5 protein-coding genes are annotated in these 8,097 nt (G+C 71.1%); 4 read left to right on the top strand and 1 reads right to left on the bottom strand.

All coding sequences use genetic code 11. The features are described from left to right. Positions 1-139: 139 nt before the first annotated feature. The gene (gene eccCa, locus LCD35_RS03715; protein WP_224958434.1) at positions 140-4,123 is read right to left on the bottom strand and encodes a type VII secretion protein EccCa; all 3,984 of its coding nucleotides are present in this window, start codon (positions 4,121-4,123) and stop codon (positions 140-142) included. Between the two features lie 136 nt (positions 4,124-4,259). Between eccCa and eccD the strand changes: the two genes are divergently transcribed. From eccD to LCD35_RS03735, 4 genes are all read left to right on the top strand, one after another. Further along, a complete protein-coding gene (gene eccD, locus LCD35_RS03720) occupies positions 4,260-5,669 on the top strand; it encodes a type VII secretion integral membrane protein EccD (RefSeq protein ID WP_224958433.1) in 1,410 nt (469 codons plus the stop codon). Next, complete coding sequence (eccB, locus tag LCD35_RS03725; protein WP_224967249.1) at positions 5,669-7,096, top strand: type VII secretion protein EccB; 1,428 nt, start codon at positions 5,669-5,671, stop codon at positions 7,094-7,096. The genes eccD and eccB overlap by 1 nt, the downstream gene beginning before the upstream one ends. A 165-nt stretch (positions 7,097-7,261) precedes the next feature. Continuing rightward, complete coding sequence (locus LCD35_RS03730; RefSeq protein WP_224958429.1) at positions 7,262-7,585, top strand: hypothetical protein; 324 nt, start codon at positions 7,262-7,264, stop codon at positions 7,583-7,585. A 53-nt stretch (positions 7,586-7,638) separates the two neighbouring features. Further along, positions 7,639-7,941 carry a WXG100 family type VII secretion target gene (locus LCD35_RS03735; protein ID WP_224958427.1) on the top strand — a complete coding sequence of 101 codons (303 nt, stop codon included), beginning with the start codon at positions 7,639-7,641 and terminating at the stop codon, positions 7,939-7,941. Positions 7,942-8,097: the final 156 nt, after the last annotated feature.

Genomic DNA, 8,097 nt, shown 5'->3' on the forward strand with positions numbered 1-8,097 from the left:
GGCCGGGCGCCCCCCGCCCCCCCCCCGCCCGGGGGCCCCCGGGGGGGGCCCCCCCCCCCGCCCCCCCCCCCCCCCCCGCCCCCCGGGGGGGGGCGCGGCCCCCCCCCCCGCCCCGAGGAACAGGGCGGGCGGCGGAGGCTCAGTCCCGGGACTTCGGCGGGCCGGGGACGAGCGGGGTCTGCACCAGCCGGACCGTGCGGCGCCGGTTGATGTACTGCGCCCGCCCCGGGGGCAGCGTCCGCGGCTTGAGGTTGCCGAGGAACCGCTCCTCCTTCGGGCAGGACAGCAGCATCGCCGGGGTGCCGAGCTCCCACATCCGCCGGATCACCTGGTTGCTCATCGAGCGGCTGCCACCGGAGGTGCTGCGCGCGAGGATCAGGTGCACGCCGACGTCGGCGCCGTGCGGCACCAGCGAGTTCAGCGGCTGCAGGATGCCCGCGCCCATGCCGCCTTCGGCGAGTTCGAAGTCGTCGATGATGATGAACAGCCGTCCGCCGTTCCACCAGTCGCGCTTCGGCAGCCTGCTCGGCGGGATCTCCGGCCCGGGGATCCGCTTCTCCAGGCCGCGCGCCGCGTTCGCGATGGAGTTGCCCAGCGCGTCCGCTCCGACGGCGTACTCGATCTGGTTCTCCGCGGGGATCGAGTCGTGCAGTTCGCGGCGGAAGTCGCCGAACATGACCCGGGCCTCGTTCGGGCCGTAGGTCGCCGCGATGGACTTGGCGATGTGCCGCAGCACGCTGGTCTTGCCGGACTCCGCGTCCCCGTAGATGAGCAGGTGCGGGGTGGTGTCGAAGTCGTACCACTGGACGTTGAGGCCGGTGTCCTCGATGCCCAGCGGCATCCGCAGCTCCTTGTCCCCGCCGGGGCGGGTCGGTGCCGGGAGCTCCTCCGGCGTGAGCGTGACCGGCAGCATCCGCACCCGCGGCGCGACCGGCGCCTCGGGCAGGGCCAGCGATTCGGACAGCTCGGTGGTGGCGTCGGCGACGTCGTCGTTGCTCGGGTCGCCGTCGATGCGCGGCAGCGCCGCCAGGAAGTGCAGCCGGTCGGTGGTGATGCCGCGGCCGGGGATGTTCGGCACGGTCGCCGCGAGCCTGCTGTTGACCTCGGAGTCGACCGGGTCGCCGAGCCGCAGCTCGAACCGGGTGCCGAGCACGTCCCGCAGCCATGGCCGCATCTCCGCCCACCGGTTGGTGGCGATGAGCAGGTGGATGCCGAAGCTGAGCCCGCGCGCGGCGAGTTCGGTGAACCGGTCTTCGAGCTCCTCGAAGTCCTGCCGGATCGTGTACCACCCGTCGACGACGAGGAACACGTCGCCGTAGGGGTCGAGGTCGGTGAACCGGCCGGCCCGCCGCGCCTTGCGGTAGGTCGCCATCGAGTCGATGTTGTGCTCGGCGAACAGCGTCTCCCGCTTGGCCAGCAGGTTGGTCACCTCCAGCACGGTCCGGGTGACGCGGTCCTTGTCGAGGCGGTTCGCGAGGCTGCCGACGTGCGGCATCTTGCCGAGCGAGGCCAGGGTGCCGCCGAAGTCCAGGCAGTAGAACTGCACCTCGGCCGCGCTGTGCGTCAGCGCCAGGGCGCTGATCAAGGTGCGCAGCATGGTGCTCTTGCCGGTCTGCGGGCCGCCGACGACGGCCGCGTTGCCGCGGCTGCCGCTGAGGTCGGCGGTGAGCAGTTCGCGCCGCTGCTGCGCGGGCAGGTCGATCAGGCCGACCGGGACGTGCAGGTTCGCGGTCTGCAGGTCGCCCACCGGACGCGGCCCGAGCACCGGGTGGTCCACCAGCGGCGGCAGCAGCTGGTCGAGGGTGGGGGACTTCTTCAGCGGCGGCAGCCACACCTGGTGCGCCCGCGGGCCGATGTCGCGGAGCCGTTCGATCAGCACGTCGAGCACGGTCTGCGTCGGCTCGTCGGCGTCCGGTTCCGGTTCGGGTTCCGGCTCGGGCAGCTTGGCGGGCTCGATGTAGTCGGTGCCGAAGGCCACCACCTGCTGCTCGGCTTCGGCGCGGGTGCTGCGCTGGCGCTTGGTGCGGTAAGTGCCGGAGACGAACGCGCCCTTGAACCGGGTCAGCGTGGTGGTGTCGGGGCGCAGGTAGCCGTTGCCGGGTCCGCTGGGCAGCTCGTAGGCGTCGGGGACGCCGAGGATGGAGCGGGACTCCATCGCGGAGAACGTGCGCAGGCCGATCTTGTACGACAGGTGCGTCTCGATCTTGTGGATGCGGCCTTCGTCGAGCCGCTGCGAGGCGAGCAGCAGGTGCACGCCGAGGCTTCGGCCCAGCCGGCCGATCATCGCGAACACGTCCACGAACTCGGGCTTGCTGGAGAGCATCTCGCTGAACTCGTCGACGACGATGAACAGCGCGGGCATCGGCTCCAGCTGCACGCCCTGCTGGCGCGCCGCTTCGTAGTCGCGCCGCGACGCGTAGTTGCCGGAGGCGCGCAGGTGCTCCTGGCGCCGGTTCATCTCACCGGTCAGCGCGTCCTGCATCCGGTCCACGAGCTCCAGCTCGTCGACCAGGTTGGTGATGACCGCGGAGGTGTGCGGCAGCTGGTCGAAGCCGAGGAACGCCGCACCGCCCTTGAAGTCGACGAGCACGAAGTTGAGCTCTTCGGAGGTGTGCGTGGTGGCGAGCGCCGCGACCAGGGTCCGCAGCAGCTCGCTCTTGCCGGAACCGGTGGCGCCGATGCACAGGCCGTGCGGGCCCGAACCGTCCTCGGCGGATTCCTTGATGTCCAGTTCCAGCGGGGATCCGTTGGCGGCGATGCCGATCGGCACCCGCAGCCTGCGCTTCGCGGTCATCCGCTCGCGCCGGTACTTGGCGGGGGAGAAGGTGCGCACGTCGCCGAGGCCGAGCAGCCCGGCGAGCTCGTAGTCCCCGGCGAGCGGTTCGTCGCTCTCGGCGACCGCTTCGCCGACCCGGTAGCGGGCCAGGGTGCGGGCGAGGGCGGCGATGCCGATGGTGCTCAGCGAGTCGGGGCGGCACAGCGGGCTGCCCGCGGGCTTGCCGAGCCGGTCGAAGGTGACGGTGCTGACCTGCTCCGGCTCGACCTCCAGGAACAGCGCGTCCGCCTTCGCCTGCCACGGCAGGGTTTCGCCGACGTCGAGGACCACGGTGTTGCGGTAGCCCTCCTCGCCGACGCGGTGGTCGGCGGGCAGCTGCACGCCGTCGAGCACGATGACGACGAGCGGTTCGCCCGGGGTGACCGGGGTGTCGGCCTCGAAGCGGGGCCGGGAGGTGAAGTCCCCGCCGCCGAGCAGGTCCTCGACCTCGGTCATGGTCTCGCCGACCAGGCGGCGCGAGCCCGCGGCGTCGCGGCCCTCGCCCTGGTTGTGCGGCAGCCACTTCAGCCAGTCCCAGTCGTCGCGGCGCTGCTCGCTCGCGCACAGCGCGATCCGCACCTCGCCGGGTGCGTGCGCGGTGACGAGCTGGGCGAGCATGGCGCGGGCCAGGCCGCGCACCGCCTCCTCGTCGCCGCGGAACCGGATCTGGCTGAACCCGCGCAGGTACACGGCGATCGGCGCGTTCGACAAGGTCGTGTAGGCGCGCAGGAACCGGCGCAGCGCGTGCGCGGACAGCGGCTCCAGGTCCTCGATCGGCTTGCTGTCCGGCGGGACCAGCTTCGTCGCGGAGCGCTGCTTGCCGAGCCCGATCCGCACTTCGCCGAAGTCGTCGTGGGCCGGGCGGCGCTCCCACAGCCGGTAGCCCAGCGCCAGCGACCACAGCGAGCGCGGGTCCGGGTGGATCCAGCGCGCGGCCTTCTGCTGGCTGGTGAGCGCCTTGCGCACCTGGCGGCGCAGCTGCCCCAGGTACCGGATGTAGTCGCGGCGGAACCCGTGCAGCTTCTGCTTGTGGTTCACCGAGTTCCGCAGCAGCTGCACCAGGATCATGCCGATGGCGGAGCACATCATGATCCCGCCACCGATGTAGGACAGCACCCCCGACCCCGGGCGCACGAACATCATGACCATGGCCAGCGAGCCGAGCCCCATCGGGGCGTACATCATGACGGAGCTGATCCCGCCACCGGTGTTCTCCGGAACCGCGGGCGGCTCCTGGATCTCTATCTCCTCGCTCGGTGAGGTCGGTTTCGGTCGGCGAGAACGCCGAGCGAACAGCACCGTGCTCACGTGCTCTCCCTTTGGTGAGTGGAATCCCCTGGATGTCCGCGGGGACGGACTGATCAGTAACGTCTGGGCCCGCAAGCGTTACGTTGCTGACCGGGTCGCGGTCTCTCAACCTGGCAGGAAAGGACCCCGGGCACCCATGGCGATTTCGGAAGAGCAGGTCCAGCATCGCACAACAGACTCGGGGAGGCTACGGTTCGTCCTCGGCAAGAAGTCGACCGACGTCGCCCTGCCCGCTGAAGTGCCGCTCGCCGACCTGCTTCCCGCCGTCCTGCCCCAGTTCGGCGCAGAGTGGGTCGAGCAGGGCGCGGACCACGAGGGCTGGGTCGCCCAGCGCGTCGGCGAGGCGCCGCTGGACGAGGATCGGACGATCGCCGAACTAGGTCTGCTCGACGGCGAGACGATCTACCTCCGCCCGCGGGCGGACCAGCTGGAACCCATCGACTACGACGACCTCGTCGACGGTGTCGGCGAGCAGGTGCAGAACCACGCCGGCCGGTGGCGCCCGGCCCGGACCCGCTGGCTGCTGCGGGCGCTGGGGCTGGCGGCGCTGCTGCTCGGCTTCCCGCTGCTGCTGGCCGGGGCCGACGTCGCGGTGGAAGCACCCATCGCGGGCGGCATGACCGCGCTGCTGCTGGCCGCCGCGACGCTGGTGGCGCGCGGCGCCGCGAACCCGGTGCTGGCGACGATCATCACCGGCGTCGCGGTCTGCTACTCGGCGTTGACCGGCGTGCTGCTGCTGATCGCGCTGGACCCGGTGGCGACGGTGCCGATGATGATCAGCTGCGCGGCGGCGGGTGCGTTGATCGCGCTCGTCGTGGGGCTGCTGGGCGTCGCGGACTCGTCGCTGCTGTTCACCACCGCCATCACCTTCACGCTCCTGGTCGGCATCCCGGCGCTGATCGCCTCGGTGAGCCCGGCCTCCGGCCAGCAGGCCGCCTCGATCGGCATCGTGGTGACGATCGTGCTGAGCGTGTTCATCCCGTCCCTGTCGTTCCGGCTCTCCGGGCTCACGCTGCCGCTGCTGCCGACGACGCCGTCCGAGCTGACCGAGGAGATCGAACCGATCGGGCAGCAGATCGTGGTCGAGCGCGGTGCGGTCACCGTGGGCTACTCGCGGGCGCTGCACGTCGGCGTCGGTGCCGCGCTGACCTTCATGGTCCTGGGCGCGCTGGTCGGTGAAGCCGACGTGTGGACCGTGGTGTTCGGTGCGGTGGTCTCGCTGCTGCTGTTCCTGCGCTCCCGGCACCCGGACGGCGCGATCCAGCGCTGGGCCCTGGTCGTCCCGGCCGCTGTCGGGTTCGCCACCTGCACGTTGCTGGTGGTGACCTGGGCGGGTCCGCTGGTCGCGATCCTCGCGGTGTGGCTGCCCTCGCTGGCCGTGGGCGCGCTGCTGCTGGTGCTCTCCGAGTTCCTGCCGAACCGGAGGCTGCGCCCGTACTGGGGCCGCGCGGTGGACATCTTCGAATCCCTGACGGCGGTCGCGGTGCTGCCGCTGCTTCTCCAACTCCTGCACGTGTACGCGAAGATGCGAGGGCTGGCCGGCTGATGCAGTCACGCAAGGATCAGGTCCAGGCGTACTTCTTCGTGGTCGGCAGGCTCGTCGCCGCGGTCACGCACGGACGTCCGGACGCGCTGGAATCGCCGAACCGCAGGGTGAAGAACGGCACCATGTTCGGCGTGCTGGTCGCGGCGCTGCTGATGGCGGTCTTCGGCATCCTCGGCCTGTTCCTGCCCGGGGGGAACACCTCCTGGAAGCAGGCCGGGTCGATCGTGATGGACAAGGAGACCGGCGCCCAGTTCGTGTACCTGGACGGGCAGCTGCACCCGGCGCTGAACTACTCCTCGGCGAAGCTGGCCTCCGGCAACACCGGCGGCACGGTGTCCTCGGTGTCCCGGGAATCCATGGAGGGCACACCGGTCGGCCAGCCGATCGGCATCCCCAACGCGCCCGACTCGATCCCCACGGCGGAGACGCTGCGGGTCACGCCGTGGACGGTGTGCGTGCAGCCGCTGCCGCCGAACCAGATGATCGGCAACCCGACGATCACGCTGATGGTCGACGCGCAGGCGGGCACCGCGGCCACGCACGGGCAAGGCCTGCTGGTGCGCACCCCGGACGGCGCGCTGCAGCTGATCTGGGAGGGCAAGCGGTACCGGGTGACCAGCCCGGCGGTGGTGGACGCGCTCGGCTACGGCGACACCGCGCCGCTGGAGGTCCCGGCGACCTGGCTGAACCCGATCCCGGCCGGACGCGACCTCGAGGTGCAGGACACCCCGGGCGCCGGGCAGGCCGGTCCGCTGATCGACGGCAAGCCCAGCCGCGTCGGCCAGGTCTACGAGGTGCGCAACCCGGCCATCGATTCCAGCCAGTTCTACCTGGTGCGGCAGGACGGCGTGACGCCGCTGAACAGGATGAGCGCGGCCCTGCTGTTCGCCGCACCGTCCACCCGGGACGCCTACCCGGGGATGCAGGTCGCGCCGATCCAGGCGGGCCCGTCCGCGATCTCCGGGGTGCCGACCTCGCAGGGGCCGGACCTGGTGACCGGATTCCCCGGCGTGGTGCCGGAAACGGTGATCCCGCCCGCCGATTCGCAGCCGTGCGTGCGCTACGCGTCCTCGGCCTCGGGCAACATGAAGGTGACGCTGGAGCTGCAGCCGACCTCGCGGGTGAACGCGGGCGCGGTGGACACCGCGCAGCACATCGCGGGCACCGTGGCGGACCGCATCGTCATCCCCGCAGGCGGCGGTGTGCTGGCCAGGGACCTGCCCGCGCCAGGCGCGGCTCCGGGCACCGCGTACCTCATCACCGACGTGGGCACGAAGTACCCGCTGGCGGACGCGAACGTGCTGAAATCCCTGGGATACTCGGAGAGCTCCGTGATGCAGGTGCCCACGGACCTGCTCGCCCTGCTGCCCAACGGGCCGGCGCTGAGCACGGCTGCCGCCACGCAGGTCCAATCCCCGACCTCTTGATCTTCCAAGTTTGATGAGGGGAGTCCCTAGCTTGACGCGGTCAAGACCACCCGCGGGTCGCACAGGCTGCGCGGAGATCTAAGTTGGTAGTCGGGTTAGACCCGATATCCACAGAGCACGAGAACTGCGGCGGGCCGCCGCGGCGATTGCCAAACGGAGGAACAAGTGGCTATTGACGGCGCACTTTTTGACGAAGCGGAAATCCAGCAGGTCGCCGGTCGGCACGACACCGCCCGCGAAGAGATCGAGCAGCAGCTGACCCAGCTGCGCAGCCAGCTCGACGGTGTGGGCCAGCGCAGCCCGAACGAGATGACCAAGATGCTCGTCGACCAGTACGAGCAGGACCTCACCCGCCTGAAGGACTCCGTGCTGGCCGACCTCCAGGCGATGTCGCAGGACATGCGCTCGACCGCCGGTCAGCAGACCGAGCAGGACCAGAGCAACGTCAAGCCGATCACGAACACGCCGATCGAGAACTTCATCGGCTGATCGCGCTTCGCGCACCCGAACATCCGCACATTCCGCACTGAGGAGCAGCAGAGATGACCAGCCCCAAGACTTATGACTACGGCGCACTCGAAGAAGCCCAGAACTTCCTGAAGCAGGGCCTCGAGTTCGTCAACGAGCGCGCCAGCGAGCTCATCAAGGACGCCACCAACCTGCAGGAGAAGGGTTGGCAGGGGCAGTCCGCCACCGGCTACAACGCCTCGGCGGAGCGCCTGCGCGGCCGGCTGGACGGTTTCGCCCAGTACATCGAGCAGCAGAAGCAGAACGTCCAGTCCGGTACGACGAACATGCAGGACACCGACCAGGCCGGTGGCAAGCGCATGAGCGCCTACAGCTGACCGGTGCCGGGCACCTTTGCGGTGGCGGGGGGGGGGGGGGGGCGCGGGCCCGGCGCGCGGTGTTGGCCCCCCCCCCCCCCCCCGCCCCCGGGGGGGGGGGCCCCCCCCCCCGAGGAGGGGTGGGGGGTGGGGGGGAAACCCCCGTGTCCGCCGGGG

The sequence above is a fragment of the Saccharopolyspora sp. 6V genome, assembly GCF_020176785.1.
GTDB lineage: Bacteria > Actinomycetota > Actinomycetes > Mycobacteriales > Pseudonocardiaceae > Saccharopolyspora_C > Saccharopolyspora_C gregorii.